This window comes from Endozoicomonas sp. 2B-B (assembly GCF_053470045.1).
The window spans coordinates 3353055-3376194 of record NZ_JBLZMU010000001.1; the positions used below are offsets into that span (position 1 = coordinate 3353055).

Genomic DNA, 23140 nt, shown 5'->3' on the forward strand with positions numbered 1-23140 from the left:
CGAATTCCGCCACTCTCACGCAAGGAGCTTGAAGGCTTGCCGCTACTTCCTTCCGAAGAGCAGCGACGGGACTTCAGGAAAGCCTGTCTGAATATGGCGTTATTGCCGATTTTTCAGGCTGACGAGTCGGTTGTTCTGATTCAGCTGGATAATGCACCTAACCTATTGAAGGTCTATCTGGATCAGGCTTTATCCTGAGATAACTGGTCGTTACTTGAAAATGCTTTGCTTGAAGGTCAGGTTCCGGGTTTAAAAAAGCACGCTCTTGGAGAAGCAAAATTTCCGAAAAACCAGAGGTGGTGGACTGTTTCTTCTGGAGTGATTCCGGGCAGAGACAAACATTCCTATAGCAGCCTGTCATCATTACTGCTGAAGCCTCATGAGTACGTTTTGCGATATGGGGCCAAACTTTCTGAGGGAGCAATCAGAGCTGTCTCATTGGACAACCGGCTTAAAGGAAACCTGGGGCACAAGCTGGTTGAGTGCTGGTTCCAGCAAAATATCTGGAGGGGTGAAAAAATTGTGCGATCAGACGTTGAACGCTGGTTGCATGCAAACTTTGATGAATTTGCTCTCCGGTATGCTTTACCAATGCTGGCACAGGGAATGCGGGCAGTAAAACACTTATTTCTTGAGACGATGACTCATTCACTGACCAAACTGCTTGAGCATTTTTATGAAGCAGAGGTTTCTGAGGTTTATGTCGAGAAAACCCTGTCACAGGGTGAGTCTTTCGGGGAACTTGAAGGCGCTCTCGATCTTTTTGTATTGAGAAAAAGCGGTAAATGGGCGGTGATTGATATCAAGTGGGGCAGTGAATCACGCTATTCCACTGAGCTTAAGGAGTCTCGTTATTTGCAGCTGGCAACTTATCAAAAACTCTGACTCTGGCCGGTGCTGGTTCAGGTAAAACTTATAAAGTTGAGCATGCTACGGCAGACAAATTGCTCGATGACAATATTTCACCAGCCAATCTGATGGTTGTCACTTTTACGGTTCTGAAAATTGTTAAGCAGGCACGAGTTAACCGGATTGATGCCGAGGCCTTAAACAAGTCTGCTCAACTCTCGGTCAGTGAATTGGAAAGCCTTTTGCCGCGAACTGATGACTCAGTGACAGAAGTTCGGGTAAGGCTGCTAGTGCCTTCCAAGGTGGCCATGAATGAGCTGGGAGATGCTATACATCATTCCCTTGCATTATGATTCAAAAAAATGGCCGCAGCCAAAAGTCTTTAATGATGACTTTTGGCTGCGGCCTCATTGGCAGGAGTCTCAAAAGCTTAATTTAATATGCTTATCGAAGAGGGTGACAGGATGTGCCCGCCGCTTGATTGTCAGCTGGGAAGGAACTCCTTGCCCCAGCCTGTACCGGCGATTCCGCGCTCAATCATTGACTCAATAGATTCACTGTCGTAGCCCATTTCAGCTAACACTTCTCTTGTTGAATGACCAAACCTTTCAGTAGGCGTGGCAGCAACGATAACTGACTCTGTGGGTCTAATGGAATAATGGTCGATCTGTGTGATCTGATGGCCGCTGGGATGCTCAGGATAGATCGAGAAGGCAAAGCTGCCCAGGTCGGTACCTGCTTTACCATCAGCAACACGGCTGTATTGCTCTCTGAGATGTTCAATAGCCTGTGGAATGGCCGAAGCCACATCTACCTTGTCCAGCGAGGACTTCCAGTAAACGGCTGGAGCTGTTTTAAAGGCTTCTGCAAGATAATCTGAGAGATTGTCAGCAGTTAATATACCTTTGAGGCCTTCTACCTGATCCAGTCTGCCCAACTCGGTGTCGTTGCTGTCCAGATAAATCCAACCTTCCTGTGTTTCATAGAAGTGAGACAGGGCGTTATAGCCCAGAGCCTGTCGACCTGAAGGCTCATTAAACGCAGCTCTTCCCTGGTAGTCAAAGGCAAAGGGAATCTGTGCCAGGTTGGTTACCGCAGACAAAGACGTTCTTGCCCTGGTAGGCTGACCTGTTTTCTGGCGGTGGAAGAGAGAGACTGCCATAGCCAGTCCACCGGAGAAACCGCAGTTTACGTCCAGAGTGCCGAGGTGGGCGTGTTCTTCCGGAGTCTCACGGCCACCGAAGCGACTCATGATACCACTGTTGGCCTGAATGATGTCGTCGTAACCAATGTAATTGGTTTTTGGTCCGGGCAAAGGGCCGCCTAAACAATCCAGGCGACAGAAGAGAACACCCGGGTTAATGGCTTGCAATGATTCGTGGTCCAGACCCAGAGGCTTCATCTGGCGTTCAGGAGCATTGATAACAACTATATCTACCGACTTGACCAGTTTGTTGAATACCTCACGTCCTTCTTCAGATAGGATGTCGACCAGAGCGCTACGTTTGCCAACGCCGGTCTGGAAGGTAAACAGAGTACCAATCAGAGGATCATAAAGAGGGGTGACCGGGTCCAGCTTAATAACTTCGGCACCAAAGCGAGCCATGAAGGCTGTAGAGTGTGGTCCGGCAATAACATTGGTCAGATCAAGAATGCGCAATCCGTCCAGCCATTGAGCGGGAGCTTTCTTCTGCCTGCGAGCGGCAAACCGATTCTGGTCATTTTCATCAGTGACTGTATTCAGTTCAAAGAGGGCTTCTTCGTAGCAGACATTCTTGCGTGGATTAGGAGTAACCATCTGCTCGGCAAACTCTTCAAGCCAGGCAATGGGGCCAGGTTGTTTCATCAGACCATAGACGGGATCATTAACCTCAACGATCAGGCCAGACTGATTGGTGTGCTCATCATTCACCCATTCCCGGGTTGTTCTGTGAGGAGCGCCCGGGATCTTTCCTTCACCGAAAATTTCACCCCACTCTTGCGAGGTTTTGCTCAGGAACACTTGCTTCATTTTGGCTGAAATAATGTCAGCCCATTTCTTCGGTAATGGATAGACGCCTATGGATGTTTCACCATCCCACTCTCTGATTGGCAGGTGAAGGTCTTCAACATCTGGTAGTCCCTCAGCCAGCAGTTCTTCATAAATACCGAGAGCCTCAAGGCACCGGCGGGCATGATTACGGTGGGATGGGCATACACAGTAGAACATTCGGCCATCGGCGCATTCGTAGGTTCGGTAAAAGGGGTCCAGGTACTCCTGAAGCTCTTTGTAACTGAGATCCATGGGAATGTTGTTGTGCTTGCGATGCCCAATTTCATGTTCACGCATGGTTTTGTAACGCTCTGGTAATCCTTCGACAACGTAAGAGTTATAGGAGAGGCCTTCCATCATGGCAGCAATTATAGGGACTTCAATGTGATCGCCTCTACCGGTTTTCTCACGTGCAGTGAGCGCCAGAACCACTGAACTGGCTGCGAGAGATGTGGCATAGGAAGAAGCCAGTGGCAGAGGAGAAAAGCTTGGGTCCAAACCCATCAGAATGCGGTTGAATCCCATGTCCGTGAAAGCACCAGCAGTTGCTGCAACAACTGCTTCAGTGGCTTTCCATTCCCTTCTCAACTGGTCATTACTGGCAAAACCAGGAATTGACAGTGTGATCAGATCCGGGCGCGACTCTCTCAATTGTTGAAAATCAATGCCCAGACGTTTCATAACGTCGGGTCTGAAGCTCTCAATGACGATATCGGCTTTTTCAATCAATGACAGTGCCCGATCCAAGCCGGATTCAGTTTTGAGGTCAAGCTTCAGGCAGAGTTTGTTTCTATTTAGAATGGCATTGGCGGGATGGTCCCATTGAGGACCTTCGGGCGGATCGATATGGACAACGCTTGCACCCAGATCGGCCAGTACCATGGCAACAGCCGGACCAGCAATCTGCTGACCAAAATCAATAACCCTGACACCATTTAATGGTAATTTATTTTTATAGTGCATCTGGTAATCCTGCTAAAAAGAAGCAGCGCTTCATTAAAATACGGTGCGTTCATTGCACGCGTTTATGCTCGGAAAATGGTATGAATGGATGGCACGATCGACCAGCAAAAAAAAACATCCCTGAGACCTGATTTTTTTTATTGCAGAAAAAGGGCTTGCCATTCTTGCCGTGACTTAAATGAGAGTGTTTTCAAAATAAACTGGCTGATGTCGAAGTTTAATGGGCGTTTCCGAATTGAAAGGTGAATCCCTTCTCTGTTTAGCTATAAAAATAATATGGTCTCAGGTGTCTATTTTATTGTTTCTCATTTTTTTTTCAGCCACTGATAATAAATGCGCGCTCTGATATGCAAATTGCATTTAATGATGCCCCTGAGGATAAATACCCCCAAAAGAAGGGTTGAAAATGAAAAATAAAAATAAAAATGTATCAATTCCCATAGATCAATGCTGTGAAAGTTTCTGGGAGCGCTCGCACCCCACTGCTATGGATCTGGCCTTAAGTCACCATGCCAAGTGTTCCGTCATGGTTGTTCGTGAACCTGGAAAGAGCAAAACATAATGAATAATAATACCACGTCGTATACTGGCTTGCTTTCGGGAGCCAATCCAGTTATGGCCGTTGGCTCCGCTTTACTGATTCTGGCATTTATTGTTTTTACCGTTGCCAATCCTGAATACGCCGATGGTATTTATACTTCGGCAAAAAACTTTATTGCTTCAGATCTGGGCTGGTATTACATAGGGATAATGTCGTTTTTCCTGTTTTTTTCTGTTTGGCTGGTGTTCAGCCGCTACGGCGACATTCGCCTGGGCAGTGATGATGACAGACCGGAGTTCAGTAATTTCGCCTGGTTTTCCATGTTATTTGGTGCTGGCATTGGTATTGGTATCCTGTTCTGGAGCATTGCCGAACCGATTTACCATTTTCAAAGCAATCCGTTCGTCAGCGAAGACGAGGCCATGACAGTCGAAGCGGCTCAGATTGCCATGAGAATCTCGATTTTTCACTGGGGTTTGCACGGTTGGGGGCTGTTTTCTGTGACTGGTCTGATTCTGGCCTATTTTGCCTATCGCAAAGGGCTGCCCATCACCATTCGCTCGAGTCTTTACCCCATCTTCGGTGACAGGATTTATGGTCCTATCGGTCATGCAGCTGACTTACTGGCAGTATTTGGAACAGTTTTCGGTATAGCTACTTCGCTGGGACTGGGCGCACAACAAATGAATGCCGGGTTGGGCCATCTTCTGGGCATAGAAGTGTCTACCACCAATCAGGTGATCCTGATCGCAGTTATTTCGGTAGTGGCAACTCTTTCAGTACTGACCGGGTTGAACAAAGGCATTCGTATCCTAAGTGTTTTCAATATGCATCTGACCATAGTTATTTTGGGCCTGTTCGTCATCTTTGGCCCAACTGCCTATCTGCTGGGTGCATTCTTTACCAATACCGGTGACTATCTGTTGAATGCTGTTTCCCTGGGGTTGTGGGTTGATCCAGAGCCAGATGCTCAATGGCAGGGATGGTGGACCATCTTTTATTGGGGCTGGTGGATTGCCTGGGGTCCTTTTGTCAGCATGTTCATTGCCCGTATCTCCAAGGGCCGGACCATTCGTGAATTTATCCTTGGTGTTCTCGTGGCACCTACGACACTGGCAGCTTTCTGGATCACTATATTTGGTAACAGTGCCTTCTATCTCGAGCTGTATGGCGATGGCGGTGTCACAGAGGCTGTGAACAAAGATATCACTACTGCGTTGTTTACCACCCTGAAACTGCTCATTGAGAGTGAGTTGATGTCCCTACTGATGGCATGCATCTGCACCATTATGTTGGTGACTTATTTTGTTACCTCCGGGGACTCGGCGACGCTAGTAATCTGTACCCTGGTTACCATGGGGGATGATAATCCGCCTGCCAGATTCAGAGTGTTCTGGGGACTGGTGATTGGTGCCTCGGCAGCCGTTCTGTTGCACTCCGGTGGTCTTAAGGCTCTGCAAACAGCTTCTATTGTCGCGGCCCTGCCATTCTCGATCATCCTGCTTCTTGCCACTTATGGACTTATCAAATCCCTGCGCGAGGAGGCTTTACCAGCTGAAGAGGGTTACAGGGTGTCCATGGCAAGAGACGGGCGTTCCTGATAGATATTGGCTGTGCGCTGGACTCGCACGGTCATTTTAGTAGATTAAAAGAGGTTTGTTATGTCTACACGAGTGATTTTGCCCCGCATAATGCAGGTGGGGTCAGGTGCTAGCCTGGCTCTTCCTGATGTTCTGGCTAGTTTGAGCTGTGCAAAGCCTCTCATTATTTCTGATGCCATGATGGTTCAGCTAGGTTATGTCCAGGCATTGCAAGACTGTCTGACAGAAAACGACATTGAGTCCAGTGTTTTTGCAGATACTGTACCGGAACCCACCGTCGGCTCGATTCAGACGGGTGTTGAAATGGCCAGGCAAGGAAACTTCGACTGTATTGTTGCTCTGGGTGGAGGTAGTCCTATCGACAGCGCCAAGGCAATAGCTGTTCTCTCATGCCATGGCGGTGAAATGCGGGATTATAAGTTCCCGAGGATCATGGATCAGCCCGGAATGCCTGTGATTGCCATACCCACTACAGCCGGCACGGGTTCTGAGGCCACTCGAGTAACCATTATCACAGATGAGACCTGTGATGAAAAAATGCTTTGTGTCGGGGCCGCTTATATGCCCACAGCAGCGTTGGTGGACTACAACCTTACATTGACTGTGCCTGCCCGAACGACAGCAGATACAGGTATTGATGCACTGACCCATGCCATGGAGGCCTATGTCAGTAAAAAAGCCAGCTTGTACAGTGATAGTCAGGCTCTGGAAGCCATGCGCCTGATTGCACCGAATCTGCGAACTGCCTACCACAATGGCAGTGATGAAAAAGCCCGCGAAGCCATGATGCTGGGCTCAACCCTGGCGGGTGTCGCCTTTTCTAATGCATCAGTAGCTCTGGTCCATGGAATGAGCAGACCTATTGGAGCTTTTTTTCATGTTCCCCACGGCTTGTCCAATGCCATGCTATTACCGGCTGTCACTGAGTATTCTATTCCTGCTGCGCCCGATCGTTATGCTGACTGTGCGCGGGCAATGGGCGTTGCCGAACAGGGAGACAGTGATGAAGCGGCAAACCAAAAGCTGTTGATCGAACTGAAAGCCCTGAATGATGAGCTTTCAGTTCCCGGGCCACTGGAATTTGGTATTGATAAAGATGCATTTTTTGATGTGCTGGACACCATGGCAGTGCAGGCACTGGCATCCGGGTCACCTGCTAATAATCCCAGGGTGCCTGACGCAGAAGAGATTAAAGCCATTTACCAGCGGCTCTGGGACTGAACCAAAACAAGATAGTCACAAGCTAAGCAGCCTGTCGGACTTAAGACTGTCCTACTGCGGTTGCAATAAATTGGTCTAAAAATCCCTGTTTCTTCGTCAAATAGCTCGCTATTCTCCTCAGAAACAGAGATTTTTATCCTCAATTTCTTGCAATCCTCGCTACGGACGCTTAAGTCCGACAGGCTGCTAAGAAAACCATTTCTGATAATAACAAGAGAGTGAATCATGAACACAGTTGCCCACCTTATCAATGGTAGCGAAGTCAATGATGATGTACGTCATCAGCCGGTTTATAACCCGGCAACTGGTCAGGCTGAAAAGCAGGTTGCTCTGGCTTCAAAAGCTACGGTAGAAGAAGCTGTTGCCGCCGCAGAAGCAGCTTTTCCTGCCTGGAGGAACACGCCCCCCATTAAGCGTTCCCGCATCATGTTCCGGTTCAAGGAACTGCTCGAACAAAATGCCGAACGTATCTGTGAATTGATTGGCCAGGAGCACGGCAAGATTTCTCATGATGCCATGGGGGAGCTGCAGCGTGGTATTGAAAACGTTGAGTATGCCTGCGGTGCGCCAGAGCTGCTAAAGGGAGAGCACAGTCGCAATGCCGGACCAGGCATTGATTCCTGGAGTGAGTTCCAGCCTCTGGGGGTTGTCGCCGGGATCACTCCCTTCAATTTCCCGGTCATGGTGCCTCTCTGGATGTACCCGATGGCCATTGTCTGCGGCAATACCTTTGTTTTGAAGCCTTCCGAGCGGGTGCCAAGTTCAACCCTTTTCGTGGCTCAACTGCTGCACGAAGCTGGTCTGCCTGCAGGTGTCATGAATGTTGTCAATGGTGATAAGGAAGCTGTCGATACTCTACTCCATGATGAAAGGGTCGAGGCTATCAGCTTTGTTGGATCGACTCCTGTCGCTGAGTATATCTACACGACAGCAACAGCTAAAGGCAAAAGATGTCAGGCATTGGGTGGTGCCAAGAACCACGCGATCGTAATGCCTGATGCTGATATGGATAATGCTGTTAATCAGCTGCTTGGTGCAGCTTTTGGTTCCTCCGGCGAGCGCTGCATGGCATTGTCTGTAGCCGTTGCCGTGGGTGATGATGCGGCCAACCAGTTGGTAGGCAAGCTGGCTGAAGCCATGCAGTCCCTGAAAGTCGGTGCTTACAGTGATAGTTCCAATGATTTTGGACCGGTTATTACCCGACAGCATCAGGAAAAAGTAGTCGGTTTCATTGACAGTGCCGAAGAACAGGGAGCCGAGATTGTAGTTGATGGTCGCCAGCCAGATGTTTCTGATTATCAGGAAGGTTACTTTGTCGGTGGCACTCTTATTGACAGGGTAACGCCAGAAATGACCAGCTATCAGAATGAAATCTTTGGCCCTGTTCTGCAGGTTGTCCGAGTCAACAGTATGCAGGAAGCCATGGATCTCATTGATTGTCATGAATACGGTAATGGTACTTGCATATTTACCCGGGATGGCGAAGCCGCTCGTTATTTCTCCGATCACATCAGGGTAGGAATGGTTGGTATCAATGTGCCTTTGCCAGTGCCAGTGGCCTATCATAGCTTTGGTGGCTGGAAACGCTCACTCTTTGGTGATCTCCATGCTTATGGTCCGGATGCGTTGCGTTTTTATACACGTCGCAAGACCATTACCCAGCGCTGGCCTTCGGCGGGTGTTCGGGAAAATGTCCAGTTTTCCATGCCTACTATGAAGTAAGCGAAGCCCAGGTAATAAGCCCCGCAATTAGTTTGATTGCAGTTTTGTTACAAAAAATGAACTGTCTTCAATTTGTCTGGGGATGATACTGCAGGGCTTTGCCCTGCTGTGATTATTACAATGAAAAAGCGACTACCCCCTTTGAACTGGCTGCGCTCCTTTGAGGCGTCTGCTCGTCTGCTTAGCTTTACTCATGCAGCCAATGAATTGAATCTTACCCAGGCTGCGGTCAGCCAACAGGTTAAAGGTCTTGAGTATCAGCTTGGAGTAGCCCTGTTCAAAAGGCTTCCCCGTGGGCTGGAAATGACGGAAGCCGGTATGGCTTATCTTCCTGCTGTTCATGAAGCAGTCAGCTCGCTGGCCGTGGCTACTGAAGAGCTGTTCGGTCAGGGCAGGGACAGATTGTTGACTGTCAGGGTCAACCTGGTGTTCTTTACGACCTGGCTGGCTCCCAGAATGGTCCGTTTCAAGGAAGAGTTCCCTGAGATCGGAATACGTTTTACCAGTAATATCTGGGCAGAGGACAAGGACAGGGAGGCGGACCTTGAAATACGTTATGGCCGGGGCGACTGGCCGGGGCTGAAGGCTGATTGTTTAACTGAGGACGAGCTCTTCCCTGTTTGCAGTCCTGAGTTGGCCAAGGGGCTGCCACTGCCTGATTGTCCGGAACAGCTAACGGATCATACCTTATTGCATGTTATTGGCTACGAAGAAGGCTGGGGGTACTGGTTCAGGCAGTTGGATTATGAATTCCGTGAAAACTCTTCAGGCATGCAGTTTGATACCCTGATTACAGCACTGGAAATGGCGAAGTATGGTCAGGGTTTTGCACTCGGCCGGACGTCACTCGTCGCAGGAATGTTGGCCAGTGGTGAGCTGGTGGCACCGTTGCCGCAAAAAATCAGGGCTTCTGAGGGATTCTATCTCACTTCTCCTTCTCGTCAGTATCTGCATCCCAAGGCAGAAATGTTCAGAAGCTGGGTTCTGGAAGAGAGCCGGAAAAGCAAAGTTTCGTCATCAACGAGTCAGCTAAATAAGGATGCGAAGGCAGCAAATACTGAAAACTGATTGACCTTATCCTCTGGCCACACTGATTCCATTGAGGGATTGGAGATGCGGGTGATGTCCTTGGAGCAGTCAGTTGTTGCCTGTATCTCTGATGATCTTGCATTTCATAACGTGGGACACAGCAAGGAAGCATTGATAGCTCGGCAATTTTCGACTTCGGTTTTCCATATATATGCAGTTTCTTTTAGTCCATCCAGTTTTCGGGATGATTAATCACCAGGCAAACCTCCGGCTATGCTGGGGAGACGCGCATAGGTTATACCGAGGCTTCGATAGCCAACCTCGAAGGTTCCGCCAAGAACCGAGAGGTTTAACTTATGCCAGACTACAAAAGTCTGACTCATACTCGATGGGATTGTAAGTATCACATTGTCTTTATTCCCAAAAAGAGGCAAAAGGTTATTTATGTGAGCTTGAGAAAATTTCCGGGAGCCATTTTCCAGGATCTTGCCAGTCGCAAAGGGTGTGAAATTGTGGAAGGGCATTTGATGCGAGATCACGTTCATATTTGCATTAGCATTCCGCCGAAATACTCTGTTTCAAAAGTTCAAACATAGACAAATCCTTTCCCATTTTAAGGATTATTAAGCCAGCAGGATGAGGTGCTCATAAACGATAGACCATGAATGTCTTGAGCAGGGAATGGGCGCGCTTTGAAAAGCTTTATATCATGACATTGGTTTGCAGTTGTCCCTGTTCAATCATTAGCCTCAGGGCTTCATCAGCTGCCTGTCCATCAGGGATAAGCAGTGTGTCCTCAAACACAATGAATTGTGTCCATTCGTCAGGGTTTTCAGTGGCTACTTTAAGCAAACTATTACTACTGTCTTGCTCCAGTTTCAGATAACGCTCCGGATTTTTGCTGGCTTCCCGGGGCAGAAGCTCGGCGATATCCACAACATCCTTATTGCCGTCCACAGATGCAAAGTTTTTCAAAATGTCGGAAGCTGGATTCATGGTTGTACCTTCATGCCCTTTCTTCCAGATAGATGTATCTGTACTGCTCCCCAGAATATACTGATCATTACCGCTGTTTCCTATCAGGTTACTGCCTGATAAGTGGGCGTAAAGCACATCGTCATCCCCACCGGCGTCCAGAGTCAGGCCTCCGACAGTATCGCGCAGTACATCAGAACCTTCATGTCCATATTGGTTAGATACCTTCAGGGTGCCGGACTCTACAAGAGCGCTGAGTCTCTGTGCTTGAGTCATGCTATCGCCACCGGGAATGAGGGTATTAAGAGGCAGGCTGTTGAGATAGATCAGCTGTTTGATGGAACCGGAAACTTGGACACTGTCGTCATTACTGATGTTAAAAGACGATGTCCCGCCAGTGCTATCGTCGGTCCAGTAAATCACTATATTATGATTGGCGGATTCAGTGATCACCAACTGGCTGGAAAGTTTCGATGTATCCCAAACAGTCTGGATATTGAGCATGGCCGAGAGGTCAATTTTGTCCAGACCGGGCTCAAAATCCATGATATTGTCCCAGGCTCCGCCGGCACCTTCATCACCCTTCTGCCAGACGAAGTGGTCGGTTTTTCCATCACCATTTTTGTTAATCTCACCCCCCCAAATCTGCCCGTTGCCTGACCCTTCAATGACAGTGTTCTCGGCCAGGCCTGCTCCAATGGTATCATTTCCCCCCTGAGTGTTTATGGTTCGAGCTTTGTCACTACCCAGTACAAAATCATCTTTATCGGACGTTTGAATATTGGCTGTTTCCGGGGTCACTGTGACTGAAATATTCTGGATTGCACTTTGCTGTGGTGCACCATCGGCAGCATCAGAAACGGCTTTCAATTGCAGGTCATACTGACCTGTGGGCAGATTTATGATGGCAAGCTCACTGAGCTCGCTGGTTGTCAGTGCCCAGCCAGAAGGTGAGGCCGATGGTACTCCTGATGGCTGGCCCGTAACACTGTTGATCAGCGATGCAGCCGGTGGCAGGTTTTCCAGAAGCACGTACAATTCAGTTTTGACCAGGTTGTTGACCTGAAGAGCCGGGTTCACCACAGCCGCTTTGATACCAAGAGGTACCGGAACATTTTTTGATACAGTAATGTTGTCGTATGCTATCTGGCAGTCAGGCTGGTCTGATGCGGGTGCAATGATAACTTTGATTTGGAGGCTGACATCTGAACCTTCTCCGGGAACGAGACCGTCAGTGTTATCAACCGAGTGAGCCGTAATCTGCAGATCTGCTTTGCCATGTCCATCTCCGGGCTGATAGATCAAATGTGGCAAAGTAGTGGTGGTTGTTTCAAGTCTGGCTTCGATCTCTGTTCCTGATTGGATAAATAGAGCCCGAAGGCCATCAGGGGTTTTTATATAGGGCTTTTCAGCTTTGCTTTCCGTTGGGAAAATGGTCGGTTCACTGCTGCTGAGTATTTTGACCGATACAGCGATCACTTCAGGATGATCAGTGGGGTCTGAGGCAGTGTCTGTGATCCTGATATCCAATGGCAAGTTTATGGCAACATTTTCATGGCCGTTGCTCTCTGTCAGCTCTTTTAGAGTCAGGTCATCCCCTATCGGACGGACTTTCACCGGGAGCGGGCTCATATTGGTACAGAATGTGGTCAGAGATTGTTCATGACTGTAACTGGTTAGTTGCAGGTTCAGCTCACCGCTGAAATCAAGGGGAGGCCTTAGATTTAATGGAGCGATTTGACCGGAGCTGTTGATCAGGCTAGCAGGAATTTGCCAGCTGCCATTACCGTTAGCAGGCAAAAGGTTATTCGATTGATCTGACAGGGTTGCGCCGTTGGGCATGTTTTCGATGAGGGCTGACAGGGCCTCGGAGCCGTCATTGTCATTGAGTGTTGCCTGCAGACCAGAAAGCAGAATATCAGAGTCTTCATCACCTTCTGCTGTCGGCGAGGTCAGGGATGCACAGTTATTTGCAGGTACAATCTCCAGCTGAAGCTGTCGGCTGAAATCTTTTTCCCGGGACTCGCTAATATCGGGTGCATAGTCCTGTATCCTGAAATCGACAGTGACAGATACCTTCCCTGAAATACCCTTGGCAGGAATAAAATGAATACTTGCCAGTCTCTGGTTAAATGCATCGACAGACTCACCGGGCTCTCGGGTGAGTGTATATCGAGCGCCATCAAATGAAAGACCGGTGCCTTGTAATTGAATGCCTGTTGGAGGAACCAGTTCAACACTTATAACTCTTTCAGAACCATCAGTATCCGCCGGATTTATTTTCAGATTCATGGGCCAGGGTTGATCTTTTCCGTTCCATTCAGAGCCTTTGGCTTGCGGGTCTGTCCTGAGATCCGGGTTGTCGTCAACTATTGGACTGACCTTGAAAAGCAGATCCTGTGAACTGACTTTGGTCTGATCACTGATATTGTTGCGCTGAAGAATTTGTAAAGGAATGACCTGCTGTCCGGAAAAGTCCCTGGCCGGTTTAATGACAATATTGGGAAGGCTGCCGGGAAGAATCAGGTAACTGATTGTCTCGCCACTCTCACCCCATGACCTTGTGTAGTCACCGTTCAGGCTCCAGTTCGGAGGCAGATCGGAAGCATTGATCCGAAATGCTGTGGTCTCATGACTGAAAACAGCTTGTGCAGGATCAACGCAACCGATAAGAGGGAGTGAGTTATCTTCATCTGTCTTGATGCCATCAGCGCAGGTAAAGACTTCGCCGGGATCATGGGGAGGTGTATCCACCGAAGATTGGTTGTTGATCACATTAAAATGGGCCGAGCGAGCTTCAAGGTCGCCAATATCCGTGATGAGTGATTCCACCTTCATTTCATAATGACCCTTCATTGAGATATGAAGAGTCGTGCCTGTCAGGCTGTTTTTGCTTACCAACCATTCATTGCCATTATACGTCAAGATGTTGGGATTACTGCCGGATAGATGCCAGCCGCTGCTCAGAGGCTGACCCCCGGCGTCCAGCAAAGCAATCCTGAAAACAGGGTTGTCTTGATTAACATGCTCGCTCTGATCTGTGTCAGTTGAAGTAAACTGATAATTCGTCAGAAGTATATCCGGCCCTGTAAAGGAATAGCTGGAGGGATATTCTATGCGGGTATTCTCATCATTGTTGACCGGCGAAGAAGTAGGACCGTCGACCTCACCGGTCCAACGAATGGTTGCCTTCATGGTGATTTCGCTGGTGGTCTCCAGATTGTTTTGTTGGTCACGAATCACCGGGTAGAAAGTGAAGTCTGTAACGGTTTGACTGGCTGTCGGAAAGTCGGTGTCGATATTGCCTCCTGTTCCGGGAACAATGACCAGCGTTTTCTGGCGCAAAGCCTCGATTAATGAATCCCTGCCACCGAGCTGACTGGCCAGAGGTTGATCTGGATCCAGACTGGAATAGGTAGCAATGCTTTTCTGGTAAAGCAGAAATCCGGCAGGCAGTTGAACTCTGTTGATATCCTGAAGGCTTTCACTGCCATCAGTATCTTTCAATTTGATGCTTTCCAGTGTTAAAGCAGCACCGCCTGAGAAGCCCTTATGGTCAGGCAGCAGATCCACTTCCCGACCTCTGTAAGACAAGGGTTCACCAATAGTATCGACAATTGGGAGGAACTTTGCGGTCAACTCAACGGGAAACACGGAACGGGCACCGTCTCTTTCGGTGATCAGGGTTTTCAAGGTCAGCTGCTGTTCACCGGCGTAATCCACAGGAGGGATGATGCTGTATTTTCCGGTTTTCAGATCATTCTGACTGACCTGGTAGACAGGCTTGTTAGAGGAAATACCTGCAATAGGAGGCTGTTGATCCAGAGAGTCCCTGATCATAAACCGATTGGAAAGAAGAGCGGTATCCAGAAGGACATTCAGGGATTCCGACCCATCGATATCAGAAGACCTGATATCGAACTGTATAGGCAATGCATGATCCTCCTGACCCGTGCCTGTCAGTGAAAATCTATTTTGGGGGTCTGTTATCCAGACAGCGTTGCCTGTGACCGAGGGAGCATCGGGTACCCCTTTTATGTTGAGCTCGAGAAACCTATCTGCAGAAACGGCTTTTTCTGCAGAGGGGACAACCCCCTGCTGAGAGTCTTCTTTACTGACCGCATTGATTTTCAAACGAAGGTCAGCAAAGTTTGCAGAACTGCGATCCTTTGCGGGTTGATAAGCAAGATCGGACAAGTGATCGTAAGCGATTTCGGCGCTGCCATCCGGTAGCATTCTGGCATTCTGGTTTTTGCCAGTGGTTAGAGGATCACAGCTTCCATCTGTTTTTTCGAGGCAGAAGCTTCCGGGATCTTCTCCAGGGTTCACCATGGGTTTAATGTGAATAAACAGTTGCTCTGAACCATCCGTATCCGAAAGCTTTGCATGGATATAATTGGCCACCAGAGTCTTGCCATCTTCCAGAGTTGAAACTCTGGCTGAAGTGCCCCCCGCCATTGCTGGAGTAACGGAAAGTGATGGTTGATCGGCTACGGGTTGTACATCCACAGTCAGAGTATGTTCAGCCTTAGCTGTCTGGACCGAGAAGGGAGGAGCCTCAGTGACTATGGCTTTGAGCGGTATTAACAGTTTCCCACTCCAGTCAGAGTCCGGAACCACTTCTATTTGCTTAATCTCTGATGTCGTTAAGATGTGTCCAGCCAGGAGGGTTGTGCCGTTTAGTTTAAGAGCGGAGTGTTCTGGTATGCCCAGTATTTCGTATGAAAGGGTTTCGGATCCGTCAGTATCCTGCAACCGGGCGCCAGCCCCCGTTAACGTCAGAGGATGATCTTCTTCTGTCGTAAAGTAGTCGATGTCCTTACCTTTGTTCCACAATGGCTCGTCTGCAACCCCGCTGATGTTGATTTTCAGCTGACTGCTGATGCTCTGATCGGGTCCGGGATTTTTGCTGATACCAGCTTCTAGTCTCAATCGGATTTTATTTTGGGCGAAGCTGTAATCAGAGCCATTTGCGGGTGGCAGATAACCCAGTTCAACTGAGGTAAAGAAACGATAACAGTCCTCCTGGGAAGGCGCTAATGCTTCAGAAGGTATATTAATCTTTCCGTCATTTGTCGGGAGCGGATTGCCCTTGTAAGTCAGTTGACCGTTTTGCAGTGAACGCTCAACAACCCATAATTGGCTGATTGTTTCACCACGGTCTGTATCACCCAGCAATATTTCAAAATTCACAGGCACTGGGGAAACCTGGTCTTCAATGCCTGATGCATTCTGTATTTTTCGAAAGCGTGCATCAAAGTCTCTGATTGTGATCGAGGCTTCCGAAGCGGAAGTGTCCTGATCGCCATCCGTAATCGTGTACTGGAAGGTTTCGGTTCTGTCTCTGCCGCCGCTATGATCAATACATGCTCGTGTATTCAGAGACCATTGGCTGTCAGAGAAAACGGTCAGATTGCCCAGGGGGGTGTCCACTGCTATTGATGAACCAGCAGGAACCTGATGATCATAAGGTGGATAATGCAGCCCTGTAATTCTGGCATTGTCTGCATCGGCGTTCAGCTGATCATTGTTCATCAGCCCACGACTCTTATCCAGAGAGACGGTTTGACCTTCACGAGCCAGAGGGCTGCCATTGTTGAAATAGTCTGGTGAAGCAGAAGGGTTGGTATCTTTAATATCAATATGGATGATTTTGTATTCTTTACTCTCGTCACCATCAGAGTCATGCAGCCAGACTTTTATCAAGACTGACCTGGTTTTCGCAAATTCTGGAAATAAAGCTGTTGGCAAGTGGTCAATATTGTCGAGCTGTCTGACTTCCAGTGCAGCCTGATTGCCAGGTAGTGCTTTGCCTTTCAGGGTAAACACGAGCTGATTATCTGAACGATAAACATTAATAGAACCATCAGGGGCTTTTTCTATTTTATTCAGTAGATGCCCATCAGAACTGAACCCCCCAAGCCTGCTTTGCAGATCGTTGAGCTCAATATCGGGGATGACCCGGTCAGAACCGGGGGTAAAATCAAGCGTTGCTTCAAGGGTGTTTACCTGACCTCGATTAATGTCCACAGCAGGTTCGGGTGACCGGGGATCCCCAGGCACCGGTAAAGTACCATCAGTCAGAGTCAGGATGATCTGATCCTGAACCCTGGAACCGTCAGTATCTATCGCAGTCACGGTCGTTGGCAGTTTTAAATTATCTTTTTGTCCCTTGTCATCTTGATGATCAAGGAAGGTGAACCATTCAATCTTCAGATGAACAGTAGCAAAAGTATTAGCAAGGATAGGGTTGCCCGAACTGGGGCAGTCCTGACAGGTAAAGGTGAAAACCTTCTGGTCCGGAGCTCCATTTTTATATGCCCAGGCTTGAATCGATTGGTCGCCTTCTGTCTTATAGTGAACAGGTAATCCATCATGCAGGAGGGGATGGCCTGAGTCATCAATGGCCCGGTTCTGGCTATCAGTAGCAGGTGTCAGGAAATGAACCTGTTCTATGTTATCAGTGCCAGCGTGTACAATGGCTGATGTCATATCGGTTGTTGGCGAAGGTGCATCCAGCAGGGGCTCAATCAATGTTAATTCAGGTGTATTCACCAGAATATCGAGACCACTGATGTTGTCTCTGATATCTGCTGCCAGAATAAACGTTGTAATGTCACCATCGGAGTCTGAGATTTCTGCTGCAATCTTCAGGGGCCATTGGCCTTGGTCCTGATCCATTGGACTGTCCATTTGAACGGACCACCGGACCTTTGAGGGTGCATTTGGCGCTGGAGCACCCTCGAGTTTAATGGTCAGCACCTGAATAACAGGGTTTTTGTTGATGACCAACCTGAGAGACTGGTCATTATCCCGAATCAGAGTCAGTGGCTGGTCATTGCTGAAAAGACCCGACAGGCCCGGTTGATTGTTTGCAAATCGCAGGCTGGAAGGTGCTATCGGGTCAGACCCTGGTTCCAGAGTCACGGACTCAGAGTCTTTGACAGGAATGTTTTTCTCGTCGATGCCTATCTTGGTGATATTCGTTACTTTCGGCATTATTCCATCCTTGATTTTGATCTCCAGAAGCCCTGTTTTCTTTGCGGGTGAGCCATCAAAGTCGGAAAAAGTCATGGGTAGCTTCAGATCAATGTCAGTCCCATCAACACTGACAAGCTCATTGATTTGCCCAGTGCCCTGGTGATCCAGCGGTCTGAACAGCTGCACTTCATGAGTGACGGGTGTATCCTTGCTGGAAGAAGCCATCGAAAGGTGAGTGAAAATAGACAGGACTGTTATTCCAGCACCCGTTTTGCCTTGCAGAGACTGTTTTTCCTGGGTAAAGGACAAAGGTTCGCCCAGCGATGTCAGTTTGTTATTCAAGTCGCCAAACTGACCAGCAAAGCGGACACTGTTTGGATCAGCCGGGTCCGAACCTCCGGGTAAAAGACTGTGCAGTGAGCCATGGACGGGGTAGGATCTCTGCCCGCTGACTTCCCCCTCAGTTATTCTTATTTTTCCCAGGTTATGGCCTTCCGGTGGCGTTCCGTCAACAATAGAAATATAAACACTGGCATGATCCTTGTGGCCCTCAACATCCTGCAAGGTGTAAGAGAAAATTTGTTGGACCGAATCAGGATTATTTTTCAGGGAGTCGCTGGCATCGAAACGGTAACTGCCGTCTTTATTGACCATCAGCGATCCATACTTTGTGGTAAGCGGTGTTCCGGGTGGGTAATTGAAGATTTTTTTGGGGTCGTTCCCTGCAGTGTCGAAGTGGGAGCCAAGATTGACAGCAATGACGGCTGTCGTGTCCATACAGGTTTCATCATTGTCCATCAGGTTACCGGTGACGGTCTCTCCCTCAATAACATCGTTATAGTCATCAACGGCGGTTACAGTGCCATCAATCATGTTCAGATCGACAGTTGCACGAACGGTGTCGTCATCATGATCAATAGCCTTTAACGAAACAGGCAAAATGACAGGTTCAGTGCCGCTTACCTGAAAAGCGTTTTCCTGCAGAACGTGAATTTCAGACTTCAGGTTTCCGGTGCCGGGATCTGGAAAAAAATTCTCCAGAGAGATCAGCAGAACGGTTTTACCTTCGTCGGTTTTGAGCTCGAGACGGTGGTTGTCAGCGTCCTGATTCAGGCCTGACAGATCTATCGGGTGACCATTACTCTGAGGGCTTCTGCTGGCTAAAGCTGTCCTGAACAGCTCAAGGGTTTTATCCGGATCGAATTGCAGAGATTGATCGACTGGCAGACTGTCTGAGCCTTTAATGACAGTGATTCTGCCCCTGTCAGCTTGAGACAGGGACTTGCACTCCTGATTGATATCCAGAGTCATTAATTCACCGGAGACGTTTGAAGGACTCCCGGTTGAGGGTGGAATCGGAGCACTGGTTGGATCAAAGTGAGGCGGTGTCCCATCTTCGACGGTAAAAGTAATTTGTGCGTTGGACTGATCACTATCCGAATCGGTCAGTGTGTAAGTCAACGTCTCTGATAGAATATTTTCTGGTGGATGAATCAGGTTTGGCAGAGCCTGATATTGCCAGGTGCCGTCAGGTTTTACTGACAGGCTTCCAAGCTTTCCGGGGAAGACCTGAAAGTCGGTACTGGAAGTCAGTTCAGTGCCATTGATGGCGGTGATCTTACCCAGGTCTGCTCCTGCCTGTTCAAGTGTGAATAGAGTTCCTTCCTGACTGCTGGAAATGTTCTCGCCTTCGATAAGCCTGAAGCTGTGGTCCACAGCCTTGGGTTGATCATTGCTGATGTCCAGAAAAAACCATCCCTGAACCTTGTCGTTGTCCATATCAGCGGCCTCAACCGCCAGCTGTATTGGCCATGCCCCCCGATCCTGATCCATTGGCTGGTGCAATTTAGCTGTCCACTGAAGCATTGACTTGTTTTGTTCTGAAGGCAGGTTATCCAGCGTCAGGGTCAGAACCTGTTTGTTAGTGTATGAATCTTTAAGTTGAATGACTCTATTGATGGTCCCGGTTTCGATGAGCAAAGAATGTCCCAGGGAGGTAAGATTGAGCAGGCCAGGCTGATTCGACGAAAACTTCCAGCTGGACGTGTCAATTTTGTCGGAGCCTGGGGTCAGCAGCAGCTTTGCAGTTCCTTGTATCACAGCTTGGCTGATCAGGGCGGATTCATCCAGAGTAGCCATTTCCTGATCTGAAAACTGTAAGTTTGCTCCATCCTGAACAGTGAGAGAAAGACTTCCGTGGTTTACTAATGGACTGCCATCAATATCAGCCGCATTGACCGTTAAAGACATATCTAATGCGTTGTTTTTCGGGTGCTCCAGAGGCTGGTAGAGCGTTGCCTTGTAGCTGAATTCGAGGTCCTTTCCGATTTGGGTTTCCGGGATCAGCTCGACGTCCAGTACTTTTGTACTTGCCGCCAGACCCGAGAGAGTCTTTCCAGAAACCGTGAAGAGAACCGGAACATGACCAGAGAAATATTTCCCCGATAAATCTTTGGCATTGCTGTCACTGAATACCAGGCTTGAAGAAGCTATGGGGTCTGAACCGTCTCCAGAGATGATGACCCTGTTGCTGTTAGTGACAACCGGATAAAGGGGAGGGTTTTGCAGCCCGGCTTCTTTGAAAGTGAGACTGGATAAAAAGCCGCCGGCAGGAGGGGCACCATCCGTTACATCAATAGTGCAAGTGGCTGCGGTTTTATGGCCATCAATAGCAATAAGGGTGTATTTGAACGGAAGTTGCTGAGGTTGTGACTGATTCAGCGAATCCCTGCTGCTAAAACTCCAGGACCCGTCCTTTTCAACACGAAGCTCACCCTTAAGTGTTTGAATCGTTTGTTCCGGAAGGAAGTGACTGTCCGTTCCTGAAGGAAGAAAACGGCCATTAATAAAGAGTTCTGATACCTGGGCAACGTGCGAGCAGAGCGTGTCGTTTGAAATAACATTGCCACTGAGTTTCTGGCTTTCAATAACGGACCCTGTGTCGTCACGGGCTTCGAGTCTGCCATCTTTCAAGGTGATATAAGCGGTACCTTCTGCCATATCATCCTTGATCTCACGGGCATGGGTGACAACCGGGAGAATAAGATCGGATGTGCCCTGTGCATCCGTTACTGAAAGATTGAGATGCTGTAGAACCGAGATACGGGCGCTGACATCCCCCTTGCTGTTCGTTGTCACCGAATCTATCCAGAATTGTGCGACTGTTTTTCCATCGACTGTTTTCAGCTCAAGATTACGTTCTTGACGGTCAGGATAAAGACTGCTGAGATCGAGAGCTACGGCACTGCTGGTAGCCGTTCTGCCTGACAGGACCTGTTTGAATTGAGAGAGTGTCGCATCTGCATCAAAAGTCAGGCTGTTCTCGGCAATAGTGTCTGAACCTTTGAAATAGGTGACTATCCCACTGTCAGCAGCGGGTGGTGACTGGCATTCCTGGTCAGCTGTGAAAAAAATATCGGCAGTAGAAATGGCAGTGCCGTCCAGAACATCGAAAGTAATACTGGCCGATGAATCATCCCCATCGTAATCGGTTACGGTAAACTCAAACGTTTCACTCAAGGGTTTGCCCCCTGGGTGCAACTGACCTGGCGAAGCCTTGTAAAACCAGCGACCGTCCGCCTGGAAAAAGAAGTTTCCATATTGTCCTGTTAGCTTATTCCAGTCAGCCCTGTTTCCAGAGGCTTCAGCAGGGTAGTCTTCTATGGCCTTCTGGTTAACAGCGGTCAATCTTGCATCATCATTCCCGGCATCATTTTTAGTGAATAGTCTGCCTCTCTGGTGCCAGCTAGCTAAGGAGCCTTCTATCAAATCTACCGCCGCGTGGACTTTTGCGACAGGCACGTCGTCGGTAACTTCAACTTCTTGACCGGCCAGGGAGCGGTGTTGAGTAATGAGATCACTTTTTAGATAAGGGAGGGTAAAACGGATACTGTTCTGCCCCTGACCGTCAGGATGCTTTAGCGGTGCATCAAGAGTAAATTCAGCCAGACCGGAGCCGCGCGCAGGCATCTGGAAGTGAATGGCTATCTTTTCCTTGCCGTTAACGGAGTATATTCCATTAAGAACACGTGAACTGTCTGATATTTGCCAACGCAGAGGGTAAGCCTGTCCATTATCAATCACTTCAAGATTCTTTGGAGCGAACTTCTGCAGTGATGGCAGGTCAAAAGTAAGATCCGTCTTTTCACTGCTAATGGGAGGGTTCTGTTGTCTGACATAAATGACCGTATGCTCATCAATGGCCAATCGAATTGGGTTACCAATAGGAGGGAGGTAATCTGTCGCGATGTTGCCAGCCTGGTCACTGACGTATGCATTGGGACTGATACCGATAAGGTCCTGAGTAACGGGAATCGGGGTCTGCCAGCTTGAGCCGCCATTGGGAATCAACCTGGCATAGGGGAACACAACAGGGTTAGTGTCTCTCAGTTCAATTTCCCTGCTATTTTCGACTCCGTCTATGCGACCACTGAGCATTGTGGGTAACGTCTGACCGATACTGTCAACGTCATCGATTCGGGTCCATGCAAAGGTATCCAGAATAAATGAATGGCTGTCACTGGCTCTATTCCCAAAAAGATCGGAAGCTGAAGCATCGATCAGAACAGAGCCATCAACAAGACCTGCACTGTTGCCTCCCATTTCATTAAAAATGCATTGCCAGTGACCACCGGAAATAGTACTTGAGACTTGCAGGCTTTTACCGTTTTGATCCGTCAGGATGACCAGAACACTCTGGCCGTCTTCAATATCCGTGACGGTACCGGTGATGAGCAGGTGCCCTGACTCCTTGAGATTAACGACATTATCGACTGTGATCGGTATAGCAATTTTCAGAACAGCACTGTTGTCGTTTACTTGTGCCCGATCATTGCTGAACTGGCCAGAGCGCAGCCGTTCAGACTCTGCACCTTCAGATCTTGCCCCTGTTTGAAAGCCCGCTGCTGGTACAATCCGGACCAGACTCAAGGGTAAGACAAAGGGCACGGTGACACTTTGGCCATGTCCGGATGTGGTGGCAGGCTCTCGTCTGAGAGCATCAGAAGGTTCGCTTGTCTCTGTAAAAAGCTCATCCAGGGCCTGGGGTTCTGGAATCAGTTCAAGATCGGAGTCATCTTCTACTTCAACAGTAATACTGGAGGACAGGGCAGTGCCAGTGTCTTCAGGAAAAATTCTCTGACGGGAACCATCCGGTAATAGCTTCCAGACAACGCCTGAAACTTTCCCGATTCTGGCACCTTCAGATGGAATGACCAGCTTTCTCAT

At 48.7% G+C, this 23140-nt stretch carries 9 protein-coding genes and 2 pseudogenes; 9 read left to right on the top strand and 2 right to left on the bottom strand.

Going from position 1 to position 23140, the window contains the following annotated elements; genetic code table 11:
• The first annotated feature begins 36 nt into the window (after positions 1–36).
• The 4 genes and pseudogenes from ACOMHB_RS12830 (at position 37) to ACOMHB_RS12845 (ending at position 1202) form a co-directional block, all read left to right on the top strand.
• Positions 37–198 (top strand): hypothetical protein, encoded by a 162-nt coding sequence (locus tag ACOMHB_RS12830; protein WP_448216919.1) that lies wholly within the window; start codon positions 37–39, stop codon positions 196–198.
• 120 nt (positions 199–318) lie between these two features.
• Positions 319–885, top strand: coding sequence for a PD-(D/E)XK nuclease family protein (locus ACOMHB_RS12835; RefSeq protein WP_448218634.1), 567 nt, complete (start codon positions 319–321; stop codon positions 883–885).
• 2 nt (positions 886–887) lie between these two features.
• Positions 888–938, top strand: a pseudogene (locus tag ACOMHB_RS12840) (hypothetical protein); the annotation flags it as partial.
• A 6-nt stretch (positions 939–944) separates the two neighbouring features.
• A complete protein-coding gene (locus ACOMHB_RS12845) occupies positions 945–1202 on the top strand; it encodes a hypothetical protein (protein WP_448216920.1) in 258 nt (85 codons plus the stop codon).
• A gap of 131 nt (positions 1203–1333) precedes the next feature.
• Here the strand turns inward: ACOMHB_RS12845 and ACOMHB_RS12850 are convergent, their stop codons facing one another.
• Positions 1334–3844 carry a CoA transferase gene (locus tag ACOMHB_RS12850; protein WP_448216921.1) on the bottom strand — a complete coding sequence of 837 codons (2511 nt, stop codon included), beginning with the start codon at positions 3842–3844 and terminating at the stop codon, positions 1334–1336.
• Between the two features lie 561 nt (positions 3845–4405).
• On the opposite strand from ACOMHB_RS12850, the gene ACOMHB_RS12855 reads away from it, so the two are divergent.
• The 5 genes and pseudogenes from ACOMHB_RS12855 to tnpA all read left to right on the top strand — a co-directional run.
• Positions 4406–5986 carry a BCCT family transporter gene (locus ACOMHB_RS12855; protein ID WP_448216922.1) on the top strand — a complete coding sequence of 527 codons (1581 nt, stop codon included), beginning with the start codon at positions 4406–4408 and terminating at the stop codon, positions 5984–5986.
• Between the two features lie 60 nt (positions 5987–6046).
• The gene (locus ACOMHB_RS12860) at positions 6047–7207 is read left to right on the top strand and encodes an iron-containing alcohol dehydrogenase (RefSeq protein ID WP_448216923.1); all 1161 of its coding nucleotides are present in this window, start codon (positions 6047–6049) and stop codon (positions 7205–7207) included.
• Positions 7208–7432: 225 nt separating this feature from the next.
• Entirely contained in the window at positions 7433–8929 is a 1497-nt protein-coding gene (locus tag ACOMHB_RS12865; protein WP_448216924.1) for a CoA-acylating methylmalonate-semialdehyde dehydrogenase, read from the top strand.
• A gap of 120 nt (positions 8930–9049) precedes the next feature.
• Positions 9050–9997, top strand: coding sequence for a LysR substrate-binding domain-containing protein (locus tag ACOMHB_RS12870; protein WP_448216925.1), 948 nt, complete (start codon positions 9050–9052; stop codon positions 9995–9997).
• 317 nt (positions 9998–10314) lie between these two features.
• Positions 10315–10539: pseudogene (tnpA, locus tag ACOMHB_RS12875) on the top strand (IS200/IS605 family transposase); the annotation flags it as partial.
• Between the two features lie 121 nt (positions 10540–10660).
• Here tnpA and ACOMHB_RS12880 read toward each other — a convergent pair.
• Positions 10661–23140, bottom strand: coding sequence for a VCBS domain-containing protein (locus ACOMHB_RS12880; RefSeq protein WP_448216926.1), 12480 nt, complete (start codon positions 23138–23140; stop codon positions 10661–10663).

Excerpts from the sequence above, each read along its gene's own strand:
- ACOMHB_RS12870 (WP_448216925.1), top strand. The coding sequence starts at position 9,050 with ATGAAAAAGCGACTACCCCCTTTGAACTGGCTGCGCTCCTTTGAGGCG.
- ACOMHB_RS12860 (WP_448216923.1), top strand. The coding sequence starts at position 6,047 with ATGTCTACACGAGTGATTTTGCCCCGCATAATGCAGGTGGGGTCAGGT.
- ACOMHB_RS12855 (WP_448216922.1), top strand. The coding sequence starts at position 4,406 with ATGAATAATAATACCACGTCGTATACTGGCTTGCTTTCGGGAGCCAAT.
- ACOMHB_RS12850 (WP_448216921.1), bottom strand. The coding sequence starts at position 3,844 with ATGCACTATAAAAATAAATTACCATTAAATGGTGTCAGGGTTATTGAT.
- ACOMHB_RS12880 (WP_448216926.1), bottom strand. The coding sequence starts at position 23,140 with ATGAGAAAGCTGGTCATTCCATCTGAAGGTGCCAGAATCGGGAAAGTT.
- ACOMHB_RS12865 (WP_448216924.1), top strand. The coding sequence starts at position 7,433 with ATGAACACAGTTGCCCACCTTATCAATGGTAGCGAAGTCAATGATGAT.